The sequence below is a fragment of the Devosia marina genome (assembly GCF_009758415.1).
Taxonomy (GTDB): Bacteria; Pseudomonadota; Alphaproteobacteria; order Rhizobiales; family Devosiaceae; genus Devosia; species Devosia marina.
In genome coordinates this window covers 197,233-211,046 of sequence record NZ_WQRF01000003.1, presented here as the reverse complement: position 1 = coordinate 211,046, position 13,814 = coordinate 197,233, and the positions used below count along the sequence as shown (strand labels likewise).

Sequence of the window (13,814 nt, the reverse complement as noted above, 5' to 3'; positions counted from 1 at the left end):
GGTCAGGCAACCTGTGTCAGGGTATGGCCGATCAGGCGATGGCGGATGGCTTCGCAACTGATGTCGATGACCGAGGTCGTCAGGATCAACAGCAGCATGATGGCCGAGATGTCGGTGTATTCGAACTGGCGGATAGCGACGTAGAGATCCTGGCCAATGCCGCCGGCACCGACGAGACCCAATGCCGAGGCGCCGCGCACATTGATCTCGAAGCGCAAGAGCAGATAGCTGGCATAGTTGGGCAGGGCCTGGGGCACGACGCCCAGGCGCATGATCATGGGCCAGTTGCCACCGGAAGCACGGACACCCTCGATGGGGCGTGGGTCGACGTTCTCGTTCACTTCGGCGAAAAGCTTGCCCAGCGCGCCTGCGGTGTGTACCGCGATGGCGAGCACTCCGGCGAACGGGCCGAGGCCAAAGGCAAAGACAAAGATCAGCGCAAACACCAGTTCGGGCACGGTGCGGAAGAATTCGAGCGTGCGGCGCGCGGCAAAATAGATGCCGGTATTCTCGACCAGATTGCGCGACGCCGGGAAACTCAGTGCGAGGGCGATGACACCGCCAAGGACGGTGCCGACGAAGCCCATAAGGATGGTCTCCACCAAAAGGCGCAGCCAGAAGCGCAGGCCCCAGTACCAGTCCGTCATGTCGGCCCAGAAATTCTCGAAGGTCAATCTGGGCATAGTGCCCGCGATGTAATTCCAGGCCATCGGCAGGCCCTTGATGAGACCCGGGATGCTGAAATCGCTGACGGCTACTGACCCGATCAGCGCCGCCAGAAACAGTGCACCATAGAGCAGGGTCCAGTTGCGACGAGTGAACTGCTGCTGACGATAGCGCTCGTCAAACGACAGCATTCGTTCTTCCCGCGTCGTCGAGGTCAGCCGACCATTGGTTGGGGAGAGTGTGGACACGCGCGCCTCACGAAAAAAAGCCGGTACGCGGGATGCGCACCGGCCAGGAAGGGATCAGTTGCCGTTCTTGCGGCGCTGTTCGGCGTTGAACTCGGTAATTGCCACAACATCGAGATAGTCTTCATGGGTGGCTTCGACATAGCCGCTGGAGGTGCCGCGGGTGTATTCGGCGAAACCTTCAGGATCCTTTTCCGGGAAGGCCATCAGGACGGTCTTGAATTCGTCCTGCAGCTCCTGGGGAAGGGTGGTCAGCATCATCACCGGGGTGTTGGGGATGACGGGCGAGGTCCAGATGATCCGGGTCGAGCCTTCCTCGATCAGACCCTTGTTTACCATGGTCTGAATATTGCCAGCTTCTTCATTCCGCCAATGGGTGGCAACCGCATCGAAGGTGCCGTTGACCAGGGCCATGACGCTCTGCTCGTGACCACCGGAGAAGGCGACTTCGCTGAAGTAGTCACTGGCTGAAGTGTTCAGCTCTGTGGTGAGATAGTAGGAGGGGACGGCATAGCCCGATGTGGAATTGGGGTCGGCGAAAGCAAACGACTTGCCCTTGATGTCTTCCAATGACTGATAGGGACTGTCGGCGCGGACCGCGATGATCGAATAGTAACCCAGATTGCCGTCGCCATCGAGGGTCACGGCGACCGGTGCAATGTCTTCGCCCATGATCTTGCGTGCCAGGGCGTAGGCGGCCGGACCAACCGAGGCGATCTGCACGTGGCCCGAGCGCATGGCTTCGATCACAGCTGCATAGTCGGTGCCGCGCACAATATTGACCGGCACGCCCAGTTCGCGGCTGAGATAGTCGGCATAGGGCTGGTTGCGGGCGATGGCGTCGGTTTCGTTTTCGCTCGAAGAGATACCGATGGTCAGTTCCGGGAACTGCTCGCGCCAGTCCTGGCTGAGGGCGGGGGAAACCAGGGCGAGCGAAACCAGCGCGGCCACAAGGCCACGGCGCGTCAGGGTAAGCATTGATGTAGCTCCGAGTTCGGGGAAGTGGGGCGGCTAGTGGGCCGCCTCAAGGTGTCGTTTGCCGGCTTGGCCTGCCGTGCCGGTGGCAGCGATGGTCGAGGTCAGGCTCTCGTCCACGGCTGTTTCGTGCTCGTCACCATAGATCTGCTGGATCATCGAACTGGTCAGCATGTCCGGCGTGCCGTCGAACACGACATGGCCATGGGCCATGCCGATGATGCGATCGCAATAGGCGCGCGCGGCGTCCAGCGTGTGCAGATTGGTGATGACGGTAATCTTGTCCTGCTGGTTGATGGTGCGCAGCGCTTCCATCACCAGTCGTGCATTACGCGGATCGAGCGAGGCGATCGGCTCGTCGGCAAGAATGATGGTGGGCTTCTGCATCAGGGCGCGGGCGATGGCCACGCGCTGCTGCTGGCCGCCCGAAAGTGTGTCTGCGCGTTGCAGGGCCTGAGAAAGCAGGTCGAGGCGGTCGAGCGCCATTGCGGCGTTTGCCCGGTCTGTTGCCGAGAAGTGTTTGAACATAACCGGCACGGTGCCGGCATTTCCGATCCGGCCGATCAGCACATTGGTCAGCACATCAAGCCGGTTGACCAGGTTGAACTGTTGGAAAATCATGGCGCAGCGGGCGCGCCAGGCGCGCAATTGGGTGCCGCTGAGGCTGCGAACGTCAATCTCGCCCGAGGTGATCTTGCCTTCATCAGCGGTGGCGAGGCGATTGATCAATCGCAATAGGGTGGATTTGCCGGCGCCGGAGCGCCCGATCACACCGACCATCTGTCCGGGTTCGAAATTGGTCGAGACATTGTTGACCGCGATCGTGTCACCGAAGCGTTTGGTGACGTTTCTCAGTTCCAGCATTTCCCACCTCGTGGCGTTGCTATGCAGAGACCCTAGATCAGCTAGATGACAGCGTTAACTCATTCGAATGACATGCTCGTGACGTCTGCCAACCCCGGAGACATCGAGGGTGCCATCGGCATGCACGATGCGGCCGCGTGAGAAGGTGGCATGTACCTGGCCCACGCCGGTGCGGGAGGCGATAGCCAGGTCAGCGCGGAGGCCGACGCGGATTTCGCCGCGATCCTCCAGGCCCAGGGCCCGTGCCGGATTTAGGGAGGTCAGGCGGGCGGCGCCAGACAGGCCATCGGGATCGGTTTGGGCCAGCACCAGCACTGCGGGCAGCATAGCCGAGGGATGATAGTCGGCGGCGAGCAGATCAAGGACGCCGGCCGCGTGGGCATCACGGGCCGAGAGATTGCCCGAATAGGATTGTCCGCGCAGGGCATTGGGTGCGCCCATGGCATTGAGCATGCCGCGGCGATGCGCTTCCTCGGCGGCTTCCAGGGTCACCGGAAACTCAGAAATATTTGCCCCGAGCTGGTCCATCAGCGTGACCTTTTCGACCGTGTCGTCGTCGTGGCTGGCGACGGGCACACCATGCATGGCGCAATATTGGGTGATGGCGCGCAGGGTTTCGGTCATGTCGCCGGCGGTTTCCTGGCGGTCACGAATACGCTGCTGGAGCTGCTCCATGGCCGCTTGTGGCGAAATGCCCTTGTTCCTGGAGATATTGGCGGCCTGCAGATCGAGGTCGCGATACTGACCCTGGCCGGGTGTGTGGTCGCACAACGAAACCAGGTCCACCGCGCCTTCGCTCACTAGTTCCTTGACCACCGAGAGTGCCGCCGGAAAGGTGACCTCGAAACGGGCATGGACGCGGTGGTCGATCAGCAGATTGGGGCGTGCGGCGACGACAGCGCGGATCAAGGCGCTGGTGAAATCATAACTGCGCATATGGCCGTAGGTGGAGCCGGGCGCGAAAGAGAGCGAGGCATAGGCGGTGGTGATTCCGGCGGTTGCCAGTTTCATGTCGAGGTCGCGCAACCCCATATCCATGGGCATGCGCACGCCGGGGCGCGGCTCGATTTCGCGCTCGATCATGTCACCATGCATGTCGATCATGCCGGGCAACAAGATGAGACCATCGCCTTCGATATCGGCATTGGCAACCGGCGTTTCGTTGATCTCGGCAATCAGCCCGTCCTCAATGCGAAGGGCGCCACGCTCGATGACGCGATTGGACAGAACGATTTGAAAGTCAGACAGCCACATGCTCTTCCTCGGCGCTCTGGTCGGCGATGACCCTGGTGTTGAGGTTGATTTCGCGGTCAATCAGTTCGGCCACGTCTCCGGGATGGTGGAACACCCCAATGATGGCGACACCGTGGGCCTTGAGATCGGCCAGGCGCCGGACCAGTGCAGCGCGGGCGCCGACGTCGAGCGAGGCGGTAGGCTCGTCGAGCAGCAGGAGCTTCTGCGGCAGGATCAGGGCGCGCGCCAGATTGACCTTTTGCTGTTCGCCGCCCGAGAAAGTGCTGGGGTAAGCGCGCCAGAGTTCGGGACGGACGCCGAACTGATCGAGCCAGTGGCGGGCCTGATCGAGCGCTTCGGCCTGGGTGGCACCGGCCAGACGCAGCGGTTCGGCGACGATATCCTGGGCGGCAACGCGGGGCCGGGCATTGAGGAACTGGGTGACGAAGCCGATTTCCTCGCGCCGGAGCAGGGCAATATCGACATCTGCAGCGTTGGCGAGGTCGATTTCGCCATGGCTCGAGGCATAGAGCACCTGACCGGCAACGGGCAGATAGCTGCGCCAGATGGTGCGCAGCAGCGTCGACTTGCCGGCGCCATTATGGCCGCGCAGCAGCAGAAACTCGCCCTGGTAGAGATCGAAGCTGATGTCCTCGAAGGCATGCAGCATGCTGTCCAGGTGATACATGCGGAAGGTCTTGGTGAGACCCTGAACGCGCAAGAGGGGCGTGGTTGTCATGGGGTCACCTCAGAGCTTGGCGTGGACGAGTTGCTGGGTATAGGGGTGTTGAGGGTCCTGGAAGACCTGGTCGGCAAGGCCCTGTTCCACCACTTCGCCATGGCGCATGACCATGACCCGGTCGGCCATGGTGCGGATGACGCCCAGATCGTGGCTGACCAGCACCATGGTGATCCTGCGATCGCGCTGCAGGCGCTTGAGCGTATCGAGCACCAGCGCCTGGACGGAAACATCAAGGCCGGTGGTCGGCTCATCGAGCAGGAGAAGGGCCGGTTCAAGAGCGATGGCCTTGGCCAGTTGCACGCGTTGCTGCATGCCGCCGGACAGCTCGATGGGCCGGGCGTCCATGCGGTCGAGCGGGAATTCGGACGCGTCGAGCGCTTCTCGCGCCTTGTCGCGCAGGACTTCGAAGCTGCGCTCGCCGGCGATGAGCAGGCGCTCGGCGACATTGCCGCTGGAGGAGTGCTTCATCAGCAGGCCAAGATGCGGGTTCTGATAGACAATGCCGATATTGCGAGCGCAAAGCATGCGGCGCTCATAGCGGGTGAGATCGAACAGGTTTTCGTTTTCGCGGCCGGGCAGCCGCAGCGTGTAGTCGCCGCTGTCGGGGGTGTCCTCAAGATTCATCATGCGCAGCAGGGTCGACTTTCCCGAGCCGCTTTCACCGACAATGCCCATGACTTCGCCGGGATAGACGGCCGCATCGACATGGCGTAGGGCGCGCACATTGCCATAGGACTTGGAAATGTCGCGCATGTTCAGGAGCGGTTCAGTCCGCATGAGGCGGGGGGCCGCGCGCTCCAGCGCGGGAAGTCCGAGGTCGAGGCTCATGCTGAATACTCCCCGTTGCGGTACCAGGTTTCGCCGATTTCAATTGCGGAACCTTCAGTCTTGTCGATGGCCTTGATCCCCAGATTGCTGTCGGACACTTCAAATACCGAGCCGCCGCCATCCTGGGGTAGTTCGTTCATGAAGAAGCCCCGGACTCCCGAACGCCGGCAGGTCAGATCCGCATGATCCTCCACCTGGTAGGGCCGATCGGAGAAAACCAGCGGTTCAACCCGCGTATAGGGCGGCACGGCATGGAGCCGTTTTTCGCGGCCGGCGGAGAGAAAGGTCAGGTGCTGAGCCATATTTAGCTTGGGCACATCCCAGCGCGGGATGGGCGAGGGGGTCATCACGTGACGGCCATTGACCATTGCCGGATAGGAGGCGCCCTGCATGATGCGGCCCTTGCGCACGATCTGCTCGTAAAGCGTGAGCCAGAGCTTGCCGTAATCGGCATCGGCATGCATCTGCCGTGCGATCGAGATGTTGGGCTCCACACCGCGCAATGGTTCAGGATTGGGCACCTGGAGCACCAGGACCTGGTCCTCGCGCATGATTTCTTCGGGGATGCGGTGGCGGGACTGCACGATGGTCGCGTCCAGCGTATCCCAGGTTTCCGACGCGCCGGAAACGCGGGAAATGAAGCGGCGGATCGAGGCGGCATTGACGCCGTCATCTGCGCCCTGATCGATAACTTTGACGACCGAGGCCGAATTGACCAGGGTCAGTGTCACCTGCAGGCCGCCGGTGCCCCACCCCCGCGCCATCGGCACTTCGCGGCTGGCATAGGGCATCTGGCAACCAGGGACGGCGATGGCCTTGAGCATCTTGCGGCGCAGTTCGCGCTTGGCCGAGGCATCGAGAAAGCCGTAGCTGGTGGCGGCCCAGTCTTTGGTCAGACTTGCAAGGCTCATAGGACGGGTTCCTCTTCGGGTTCGCCGAGATAGACTTCGCCGGCGGCCTCCGCTGCAGCTCGTTTGACTTTGGCGTCTCGCATGGCGTCCAGTATCGACTGGAAAGTGACGTAGTGTGGAAGTTTGAAGTGAATGCAGAAGCCCGAGGCTTCCACGCTTTCGGTATGGTAGAGGTAGAATTCCTCATGCACCGGTGAGCCGACGGGGGCGTCATCGGAGTTGAGATCGAGCGTGGCGGCGGCAATCACCTTGACCTCGTTCCAGCCGAAAGTGGCGGCAAAGCCGAGTTCGAGATAGCCGCCCTTTTCCTTGGAGGTCACTTCTGCCTGGCTGACCCGCACGCGGCCGGCCGAAAACTCCGTGCCGCGCGGATGTCGGACCACCACGTTGGCCTCGCCCAGGCGCAATTCGTTGACCGTGGGGTGGGCATTGCCATAGCCGCGCATGGCCGCATAGCCGAGCGCCAGCACGCCGCCGGTTTCGGCACGGGCCAGGCTTTGCAGACGGTGGGCGCGCGAGGCCGGGAACAGCAAGGGCTCGCGCGTCAGGTCCGGAATGTCTTCCGGCGAAACCGCCGACGGATTGGCCGGAGCGACCAGCCCCTGCTGGCGCTGCCAATCGGCCAACGAGGGCTGTTTTGCCGGAGCCGAGCTCGCGGCCTTGTCGACGGCGGGTGGCGCGAAAGGCTTGCCTTCGAGCACGTCGGTCGCAAGCACACGGTGGGAGTAATCGAGCGTCGGCCCGAGGATCTGGCCACCCGGAATGTCCTTGAAGGCGGCGGAGATGCGGCGTTGAGTCAGGACTTCGTCCTGCTTGACCGGTCGGGCAATGGCGAGTCGTGGCTGGGTAGTGCGCCAGGCACGCAACACCAGCACGGCTTCGGAGAGTTCACCGCCGGTTTGCGCCAACGCCAATGCGGCCAGTTCTTCATCATAAAGTGAAGCTTCGCCCATCACCCGGTCGATCAGATAGGGCATGGTGGCGCGAATGGTCTCGACGCGCTGTGCATCGATCGTGCCAAGGTCCTGTCGGAACAGCCGCTCTGCCTGTTCGATGGCCTTTTCGCCTCCGCGGGTTGCAACATAGGCCATGCTAAAGCACCTCCACCTTGGTTGAGCGCGGGATGCCGACGACCTTGTCGCCATCGACGAAGAAAATGTCGAAGCCCTCGGGATAGAGGCAGAGCATCTCGCGCATGGCCCAGAATTCGGGCGACACAGCCAGGGTTATTTCAGTTGTTTCCTGGATGCCCGGCCCGGTCAGCCGCACGCGATTGCCCAGATGTGCGGCAGCGGCGATCAATGTCGCGCCGTCGTCGGGATAGAGCGCGGTGCCGCATTTGATCTCGGCCAGTTGCTGACCGGCGTGCTCAAGCGCAGTGATAAACACGTAGTCGGCGGCGCCGATCCTATCGGACAGGTTTGCGCCGGTTGCAAGGATGCGCTCGCGCATGGCAGGCGTATCGGCATAGGCGCTGCATTCGAGATCGACCAGGGTTTCGGAAATGGCGTCAAAGCCTGCTTCGGGCAGAGTGCGGATATCGCCGGGGCGCGACAGGGCCCACATCAGCGCTTCGAAGGTGGCGTTCGAGCGCAGTTCGACGGTGTCGGGAGGCGCGACGGTGAGCATCAGAAAGTCTCCATTTCAACGCGGGTGGCTTCGACCTGGCGCATGCGCTCTTCGTCGACGGCAGCGAGATGGGCCCGTTCCTGTTCGAGAAAGTTGGCTGTGATATCGTCTTGACCTCGCGCTGCGACGCTAAGGTCAATCACCGCCATGGCCATGGCCCGTTCGAGGTCGCGGCCGGTGACCATGCCATAGCCGACATGTCCGGCTGCATCGGCGATGTGGGCTTCGCTCACCAGCACTTCGCCGAGATGGAAATCGACGTTCTTGACTGTGTCGCGCATGGGCACCATGACGAGGCCCGTGCGATTGGCGATGACATTGATCTCGCCCAGGGCGGTCAACAGTGTTTCAGCGTGTTGCTTGAGGCGATTGGGGCGGGCGCGGGCGAGGATGTCGAGCATCTCGCCGTGCCCGGGGCCGGCGGCTGGGGTCTCGTTAAACATGGGAGGCGTTCTCGGTGGTCATGACGGTGGGTTGATCGGGTTCGAAGGTGAACTGGACGCGATCACCGGCCCAGACGGCTTCGGAGAAGCAGATGGGGTTGCGGTCGAGATCGGCGTCGATCTTTTGCACCACAAGGACGGACTGGCCGGGCCGCAGCATGAGCATGCCGGCCTCGTGCTCGGTGGCCATACGGGTGAAGACAGTGGTGCGCTGGCGGTGGTAATCGGTGATGCCGTAGGAGCGGTACACCTCGGTGATAAAGGGGGTGTGGTGGCGACGTTCCTGCAGGTCGGGGAAGCGCGCTGCGTCGTGATAGGCCCAGCCCATGCTGATCGGCAGGTCGTTGGCAAAGCCGCGCCAGGAGCGAGCAAAGACCGGCGCGTCCTTGTCGATCCCGAGCGCCCTGGCAACACGCTCGCTGGCCAGAATTGTCATTTCGGACAGCGTCTCACCCGAGGCCGTCAGCCCCTGCGCCATGAGATTTTCGCGGAATCGGGTGCGTGTTCCGATGACGTAGTTGAGCAGAGGCGCGCGCTCGACAAAGGTGCCGCGGCCGTGTTCAACCCGCAGCTTGCCTTCAGCGACAAGGGCGGCGAGAGCCTTGCGCAAGGAATGGCGGCGGGCGCCATAGAGCACGCAAAGCTCGGGTTCCGAAGGCAGTTTCGAGTCCGCTGCCAGACGTCCGGAGGTTATTTCTTCACTGATCCTGTCCCGGGTCTCTTCCCAGGAATGCCCTTGACTGCGCATATCACCAACTCATTCGAATGAGATGGTTCTAGCGAGCCGAAGTGACATTGAAATGACGGTAGCGTTTTCCTGCGACAGTAGGGCGTCGACACATTCGAATGTCATCGCCGGTTGTCGTTTGCCTGTCACAGAGCCTGAGTAGGGGAAGAACCAAGGAGACGCCCATGACTGCCATCGGACTTGACCAGACCATTCTGACAAATGCCCGCATTGTGCTGGCCGATCAGGTGATGGAGGGGAGTGTCGAAATGGCAGGCGGGGTCATCACCGCTATCGGGTCGGGCAGTTCGCGCGGTGTCGACCTGGAAGGCGATTTCCTCATTCCAGGGCTGGTCGAGCTGCATACAGACCATCTGGAAACCCACTATGCACCGCGCCCGAAAGTGCGGTGGCATCCGGTGGCAGCGGTGCAAGCGCATGATGCGCAGATCGCGGCTTCGGGCATCACCACGGTGTTCGATGCCATCCGGGTGGGTACAGATGAACACGCCGATATGGGCGCTGCGGAACTGCAGGTTCTGGCCGATGCTGTGACGGCAGGTGTCCGGGCCCAGCGGCTTCGGGCAGACCATTTCATCCATCTGCGTTGCGAGGTTTCGGCGCCGGATTGCCTTGAGGCTTTCGAGGCAATCATGGATCATCCACTGGTGCGACTTGCCTCGCTGATGGATCATGCGCCGGGGCAACGCCAGTTTGCCAATCCGGAGGCCTACAAGGCCTATTATCAGGGCAAGCTCAAGATGAGCGATGCGGAGCTGGCCGAATTCATCGCGCGGCGCTCGCTGGAATCGATCACATTTTCCGATCGTCATCGCAAGGCACTGGCCGAATTGAGCCACGCGCGCGGTATCGCGCTTGCCAGCCATGACGACGCGACGGAAACGCATGTGGACGCAGCGCTGGAGTTGGGCATTCGCATTGCTGAATTCCCGACCACGCTGGAAGCGGCCCGCGCGTCGCGGGATGCGGGGCTGGCCATTCTGATGGGTGGGCCGAATCTGGTGCGCGGTGGTTCGCATTCGGGCAATGTTTCGGCGCGGGCGCTGGCTGCAGCTGGTCTGTTGGATATTGTCTCATCCGACTACATTCCATTTTCCATGCTGCAATCGGCGTTTTGTTTGGTCGATACGGTTGAGGGTATCAGTGTGCCCGAGGCGATCGGCCTGGTAACAAGACGTCCGGCCGAGGCCGCAGGCCTTGAAGATCGCGGCGAGATTGCGCTGGGCAAGCGGGCGGACCTGGTTCAGGTTCGGCTCGATGACGGGGTGCCGATCGTGCGCACGGTGTGGCGTCAGGGTAGGCGGGTGCTATGAACGGGGTCTTTGTTGCCGTTGTCGGCGCCAGCGGTGTTGGCAAGGACAGTCTGATCAATTTTGCGCGCGACCATCTGGCCGATCAGGTCGCCGTGGTGCGCCGGGTGGTAACCCGGGCGTCCGACGATGGCAGTGAGGATCACGACAGCATGACGCCGGACGGCTTCGCCGCCGCCGAGCAGCGGGGCGAATTTGCCCTGAGCTGGGAAGCGCATGGTCTGAAATATGGGCTGCCGATCACGCTTGATGACGATCTGACCGCCGGTCGCGTGGTGATCGCCAATCTCTCACGAGCGGCCCTTCCTCGGGTGCTGGCGCGCTACCCGGCGGCCCTGGTGGTTGAAGTGACAGCGGCGCCGGAGATCATCGCCCGGCGCCTGGCGGGTCGCGGTCGTGAGGACAGTGAGGAAATCCGCCGCCGCATGGCACGGGGCGCCGGTTTCAGACTGCCGCCCAGCACGGTGCAGATCGATAATTCCGGGGTGCTAGACGAGGCAGGAGAGCGCTTCGTTGGGCTGTTGCGCGATCTGCTCCGGCAGCCGGCCTGAGGACCCGAAAATGAAGAAGCTGAGCGAAACACCCTTCGTCCACGAGACGGCCAGGGTGAGCCAGTCGACATTAGGGCGCTATACCGAAGTCGGGGCACATTGCCATGTCGCCTATTCCACAATGGGTGACTACTCCTACTGTGTCGGGGGCACCCAGATCGCCTATTCCACGATCGGCAAGTTCTCCAATATTGCGGCGCATGTGCGTATTTACGCTTCCATGCATCCCATGGAACGCGCCTCGCTGCACCATTTCACCTATCGTTCAGCCCAGTATTTCGAAGGCGAAAGCGACGATGCCGCCTTTTTTGAGTGGCGGTCGGGCAATGACATCCATATCGGGCACGACACATGGATCGGGCATGGTGCGGTGATCATGCCAGGCGTGAAGATCGGCAATGGCGCGATTGTCGGTGCCAATGCCGTGGTGACCAAGGATGTTGCGGACTTTGCCATTGCGGTCGGTGTGCCGGCGCGGACCATTCGCCAGCGCTTCAGTGACGATGTCGCCAGCCGGCTTGATGCGCTCAAATGGTGGGACTGGGGTCACGAACAGCTGCATCGGGCGCTGCCGGATTTCCGCAATCTGGGCATCGAGGCCTTCCTCGAAAAGTACGAAGGCTGAAATAGCCTCTCATTCCCTCTGAGGCAAAAAGAGGTCGGAGTAGACCGTCGCGTGTCACCTCAAGATCGGCACGGCGAGCCAGTTTCCTCGAAATATGCTCTTATAAACAGCGGTATAACGCGTTCATCGAACTGTCGTTTGACTGTCGTGCCGTTGTTACGGCGCCCCTCTAGGTCATTGAGCGAAGACCAATGGGGGCGCCGGCATGCTGAAGATTTCGAACGTGACGCGACGATTTGGCGACAAGGTCGCAGTCGATGGCGTGACGCTGGAAATCGCCAAGGGTCAGATGGTGGGGATCATCGGCCGATCCGGGGCGGGCAAGTCGACCCTGTTGCGCATGATCAATCGGCTGACCGATGTCTCGGAAGGCACGATAGCCTGCCAGGGTCAGGCTGTGTCAGAGCTGAACGGTCCGGCCCTGCGCAACTGGCAGCGCGACTGCGCAATGATTTTCCAGCAGTTCAACCTGGTGCCGCGGCTCGATGTCATCACCAATGTGATGCTGGGGCGGCTGAACCAGCGCAATACGCTGATGTCCATGCTCAACCTTTTTCCGCGCCAGGACATCTTGCGGGCTATCGAGATTCTTGAGCGGCTCGGCATAGAAGAGCACGGCCCCAAGCGCGCCGAGGCGCTGTCCGGTGGCCAGCAACAGCGCGTCGGGATTGCCCGGGCCTTGATGCAGGATCCGCGTATCATCCTTGCCGACGAGCCGATCGCCTCGCTTGATCCGATGAACGCGCAAGTGGTGATGGACACGCTGCGCCGCATCCATGATGAGGATGGGCGGCTGGTCATCTGCAATCTGCACACGCTCGATACGGCGCGGCGCTATTGCGACCGGGTCATTGGCATGCGCGCGGGGAAAATCGTCTTTGACGGCCGTGCCGAGGAGCTGACCACAGCCGTTGCCCGCGAGATTTACGGCGCCGACGCGGATTTTTCCGAGGAAGCCACATCCACCAGCATCGAGACGCTGAGCCGTCCACGGGGCGCTGCGACCCGCAGGCCAGAACTCGTCGACTGACCACAGAAATCCCCGGCATCAAGCCGGGGCGGACCACCACCCCACGGGAGACTGAAATGAACAAGTTTGCTGCAGCGCTGCTGCTGACCTCGACGTTGGTCGCGCCGACCATGGCCCAGGAGATCACCGAATTCCGCATCGGTATCCTTGGCGGTGAAAACGCTCAGGACCGCCTCACCTCGAATGAATGCGTGCGCGCCTATGTAGAAGATCTGCTCGGCGTTGAAACCAAGATCTTCACCCCGGCGGACTATGACGGCGTGATCCAGGGCCTGCTGGGCGGCACCATCGACATGGCCTGGCTTGGTGCTTCCGCCTACGCCAAGACCTACCTGACCGATCCCGAAGCCGTGGACGTCGTGCTGGTCAAGACCAATCTCGACGGCTCGTTCGCCTATCATTCGATCGGTATCGCCCGGGCCGATAGCGGCATCACCTCGCTGGCCGATATGGAAGGCAAGACCTTTGGCTTTGGTGATCCGAACTCGACTTCGGGCTACCTGATCCCTTCGGTGGAAATCCCGCAGGAAACCGGCGCTTCGATGGAAAGTGGCGACTATTTCGGTGAAGTGCGCTTCACCGGTGGCCATGAGCAGACCATTGTTGCCGTCGCCAATGGCGATGTCGATGCCGGCGTGACCTGGGCCGACGGCCAGGGCGACTGGGCCGATGGCTACAATTCGGGTGCTCTGCGCAAGGCTGTGGATTCGGGCCTGGTCGACATGAACGACCTGGTCGAAATCTGGAAGTCCAAGCCGATCCCGGAAGGCCCGATCGTGCTGCGCCGCGCGCTGCCGGAAGACGTCAAGGCCCAAGTGGTCGAGTTCCTTTCGGGCCTGCATGCCAAGGACGAGCAGTGCGCCTACAACATGGCTGCCGGTGAGACCGCGGGCTTTGCTCCGATCACTCATGACGCCTACCAGACCATGATCGATCTGCGTCAGAGCCAGGAAAACTAAGTCTGGCTGAGCCAGGCCCGAGGGTCGGACGCCGAGTGCGCCCGACCCTTTTTGT

At 62.0% G+C, this 13,814-nt stretch carries 16 protein-coding genes; 5 read left to right on the top strand and 11 right to left on the bottom strand.

Annotation, left to right across the window (positions count from 1 at the left end; all coding sequences use genetic code 11):
• Nucleotides 1-2: 2 nt before the first annotated feature.
• Genes phnE through phnF form a run of 11 tightly spaced genes read right to left on the bottom strand, consistent with a single transcriptional unit; the run spans nt 3 to nt 9,284 of the window.
• Nucleotides 3-914, bottom strand: a complete 912-nt coding sequence (gene phnE, locus GO014_RS11990) for a phosphonate ABC transporter, permease protein PhnE (RefSeq protein ID WP_343030931.1) — start codon at nt 912-914, stop codon at nt 3-5.
• A gap of 54 nt (nt 915-968) precedes the next feature.
• Nucleotides 969-1,889 (bottom strand): phosphonate ABC transporter substrate-binding protein, encoded by a 921-nt coding sequence (gene phnD / locus GO014_RS11985; RefSeq protein WP_116588797.1) that lies wholly within the window; start codon nt 1,887-1,889, stop codon nt 969-971.
• A 33-nt stretch (nt 1,890-1,922) separates the two neighbouring features.
• Nucleotides 1,923-2,750 carry a phosphonate ABC transporter ATP-binding protein gene (gene phnC / locus GO014_RS11980; RefSeq protein WP_157290538.1) on the bottom strand — a complete coding sequence of 276 codons (828 nt, stop codon included), beginning with the start codon at nt 2,748-2,750 and terminating at the stop codon, nt 1,923-1,925.
• 54 nt (nt 2,751-2,804) lie between these two features.
• A complete protein-coding gene (locus tag GO014_RS11975) occupies nt 2,805-4,004 on the bottom strand; it encodes an alpha-D-ribose 1-methylphosphonate 5-triphosphate diphosphatase (RefSeq protein WP_157290537.1) in 1,200 nt (399 codons plus the stop codon).
• The gene (locus GO014_RS11970; protein WP_207785241.1) at nt 3,991-4,722 is read right to left on the bottom strand and encodes a phosphonate C-P lyase system protein PhnL; all 732 of its coding nucleotides are present in this window, start codon (nt 4,720-4,722) and stop codon (nt 3,991-3,993) included. Before GO014_RS11970 ends, GO014_RS11975 begins: the two co-directional genes overlap by 14 nt.
• A gap of 9 nt (nt 4,723-4,731) precedes the next feature.
• Nucleotides 4,732-5,553, bottom strand: a complete 822-nt coding sequence (locus tag GO014_RS11965; protein WP_157290536.1) for an ATP-binding cassette domain-containing protein — start codon at nt 5,551-5,553, stop codon at nt 4,732-4,734.
• Nucleotides 5,550-6,464, bottom strand: a complete 915-nt coding sequence (locus GO014_RS11960; protein WP_157290535.1) for an alpha-D-ribose 1-methylphosphonate 5-phosphate C-P-lyase PhnJ — start codon at nt 6,462-6,464, stop codon at nt 5,550-5,552. The genes GO014_RS11965 and GO014_RS11960 overlap by 4 nt, the downstream gene beginning before the upstream one ends.
• On the bottom strand, nt 6,461-7,555 hold the full coding sequence (locus GO014_RS11955) for a carbon-phosphorus lyase complex subunit PhnI (RefSeq protein WP_157290534.1): 1,095 nt from the start codon (nt 7,553-7,555) through the stop codon (nt 6,461-6,463). The genes GO014_RS11960 and GO014_RS11955 overlap by 4 nt, the downstream gene beginning before the upstream one ends.
• A gap of 1 nt (nt 7,556) precedes the next feature.
• The gene (gene phnH, locus GO014_RS11950; RefSeq protein WP_157290533.1) at nt 7,557-8,093 is read right to left on the bottom strand and encodes a phosphonate C-P lyase system protein PhnH; all 537 of its coding nucleotides are present in this window, start codon (nt 8,091-8,093) and stop codon (nt 7,557-7,559) included.
• The gene (gene phnG, locus GO014_RS11945; RefSeq protein ID WP_157290532.1) at nt 8,093-8,536 is read right to left on the bottom strand and encodes a phosphonate C-P lyase system protein PhnG; all 444 of its coding nucleotides are present in this window, start codon (nt 8,534-8,536) and stop codon (nt 8,093-8,095) included. Before phnG ends, phnH begins: the two co-directional genes overlap by 1 nt.
• Complete coding sequence (gene phnF, locus GO014_RS11940; protein WP_157290531.1) at nt 8,529-9,284, bottom strand: phosphonate metabolism transcriptional regulator PhnF; 756 nt, start codon at nt 9,282-9,284, stop codon at nt 8,529-8,531. The genes phnG and phnF overlap by 8 nt, the downstream gene beginning before the upstream one ends.
• Before the next feature lie 164 nt (nt 9,285-9,448).
• Here phnF and GO014_RS11935 point away from each other — a divergent pair, with 164 nt between their 5' ends.
• From GO014_RS11935 to phnD (GO014_RS11915), 5 genes are all read left to right on the top strand, one after another.
• Nucleotides 9,449-10,597, top strand: coding sequence for an alpha-D-ribose 1-methylphosphonate 5-triphosphate diphosphatase (locus tag GO014_RS11935; protein WP_157290530.1), 1,149 nt, complete (start codon nt 9,449-9,451; stop codon nt 10,595-10,597).
• Complete coding sequence (gene phnN / locus GO014_RS11930; RefSeq protein ID WP_157290529.1) at nt 10,594-11,145, top strand: phosphonate metabolism protein/1,5-bisphosphokinase (PRPP-forming) PhnN; 552 nt, start codon at nt 10,594-10,596, stop codon at nt 11,143-11,145. Before GO014_RS11935 ends, phnN begins: the two co-directional genes overlap by 4 nt.
• Before the next feature lie 10 nt (nt 11,146-11,155).
• The gene (locus GO014_RS11925) at nt 11,156-11,770 is read left to right on the top strand and encodes a DapH/DapD/GlmU-related protein (RefSeq protein ID WP_157290528.1); all 615 of its coding nucleotides are present in this window, start codon (nt 11,156-11,158) and stop codon (nt 11,768-11,770) included.
• A gap of 205 nt (nt 11,771-11,975) precedes the next feature.
• Entirely contained in the window at nt 11,976-12,800 is an 825-nt protein-coding gene (phnC, locus tag GO014_RS11920) for a phosphonate ABC transporter ATP-binding protein (protein WP_157290527.1), read from the top strand.
• Nucleotides 12,801-12,856: 56 nt separating this feature from the next.
• Nucleotides 12,857-13,759: a phosphonate ABC transporter substrate-binding protein gene (phnD, locus tag GO014_RS11915; protein ID WP_157290526.1), complete on the top strand. Its 903-nt coding sequence runs from the start codon at nt 12,857-12,859 to the stop codon at nt 13,757-13,759.
• Nucleotides 13,760-13,814 lie beyond the last annotated feature (55 nt).

What these genes read in the sequence shown, in the direction of transcription:
- phnD (WP_116588797.1), bottom strand. Translation starts at nt 1,889, where the DNA reads ATGCTTACCCTGACGCGCCGTGGCCTTGTGGCCGCGCTGGTTTCGCTC.
- phnC (WP_157290538.1), bottom strand. Translation starts at nt 2,750, where the DNA reads ATGCTGGAACTGAGAAACGTCACCAAACGCTTCGGTGACACGATCGCG.
- GO014_RS11975 (WP_157290537.1), bottom strand. Translation starts at nt 4,004, where the DNA reads ATGTGGCTGTCTGACTTTCAAATCGTTCTGTCCAATCGCGTCATCGAG.
- GO014_RS11970 (WP_207785241.1), bottom strand. Translation starts at nt 4,722, where the DNA reads ATGACAACCACGCCCCTCTTGCGCGTTCAGGGTCTCACCAAGACCTTC.
- GO014_RS11965 (WP_157290536.1), bottom strand. Translation starts at nt 5,553, where the DNA reads ATGAGCCTCGACCTCGGACTTCCCGCGCTGGAGCGCGCGGCCCCCCGC.
- GO014_RS11960 (WP_157290535.1), bottom strand. Translation starts at nt 6,464, where the DNA reads ATGAGCCTTGCAAGTCTGACCAAAGACTGGGCCGCCACCAGCTACGGC.
- GO014_RS11955 (WP_157290534.1), bottom strand. Translation starts at nt 7,555, where the DNA reads ATGGCCTATGTTGCAACCCGCGGAGGCGAAAAGGCCATCGAACAGGCA.
- phnH (WP_157290533.1), bottom strand. Translation starts at nt 8,093, where the DNA reads ATGCTCACCGTCGCGCCTCCCGACACCGTCGAACTGCGCTCGAACGCC.
- phnG (WP_157290532.1), bottom strand. Translation starts at nt 8,536, where the DNA reads ATGTTTAACGAGACCCCAGCCGCCGGCCCCGGGCACGGCGAGATGCTC.
- phnF (WP_157290531.1), bottom strand. Translation starts at nt 9,284, where the DNA reads ATGCGCAGTCAAGGGCATTCCTGGGAAGAGACCCGGGACAGGATCAGT.
- GO014_RS11935 (WP_157290530.1), top strand. Translation starts at nt 9,449, where the DNA reads ATGACTGCCATCGGACTTGACCAGACCATTCTGACAAATGCCCGCATT.
- phnN (WP_157290529.1), top strand. Translation starts at nt 10,594, where the DNA reads ATGAACGGGGTCTTTGTTGCCGTTGTCGGCGCCAGCGGTGTTGGCAAG.
- GO014_RS11925 (WP_157290528.1), top strand. Translation starts at nt 11,156, where the DNA reads ATGAAGAAGCTGAGCGAAACACCCTTCGTCCACGAGACGGCCAGGGTG.
- phnC (WP_157290527.1), top strand. Translation starts at nt 11,976, where the DNA reads ATGCTGAAGATTTCGAACGTGACGCGACGATTTGGCGACAAGGTCGCA.
- phnD (WP_157290526.1), top strand. Translation starts at nt 12,857, where the DNA reads ATGAACAAGTTTGCTGCAGCGCTGCTGCTGACCTCGACGTTGGTCGCG.